Source organism: Microbacterium sp. 2RAF4 (genome assembly GCF_052115285.1).
GTDB classification, from domain to species: Bacteria; Actinomycetota; Actinomycetes; order Actinomycetales; family Microbacteriaceae; genus Microbacterium; species Microbacterium oxydans.
In genome coordinates this window covers 1-352 of record NZ_JBFRGI010000026.1, presented here as the reverse complement: position 1 = coordinate 352, position 352 = coordinate 1, and the positions used below count along the sequence as shown (strand labels likewise).

The following is a 352-nucleotide window of genomic DNA, read 5'->3' as shown; positions in this document are numbered from 1 at the left end:
AGCATAGGTTTCGTAAATCTGGCCAATTAATGGGCGTTTATTCTGGATATCTTCGGCCTGTATCTGGTCGTTAGCTTGATATTCGCCCCAGGAAATTAAATTATTTTTGGCTGATGAAATTCTATTAAAAACAAAATTCGCTGCATATAATTTATCATCCAGCTGCATTTCTTTCAAAATGGCGCGGATTACACTTTTACTATCATCGGTATCGTAAATGGTGAAATTGCTTGGATAACCTATTTTCTCAGCCTCTACCCGTAAAATCTTGGCAAAAACAGAGTGAAAAGTACCCATCCAAATGTTCTTTGCCTCTGCACCAACAACTTTACTGATACGCTCGCGCATATCC

1 protein-coding gene is annotated in these 352 nt (G+C 38.6%); it reads right to left on the bottom strand.

What is annotated here, in order from left to right:
• On the bottom strand, positions 1-352 hold a 352-nt coding region (locus AB4070_RS18615; RefSeq protein ID WP_441981411.1), incomplete at both ends, for a UvrD-helicase domain-containing protein.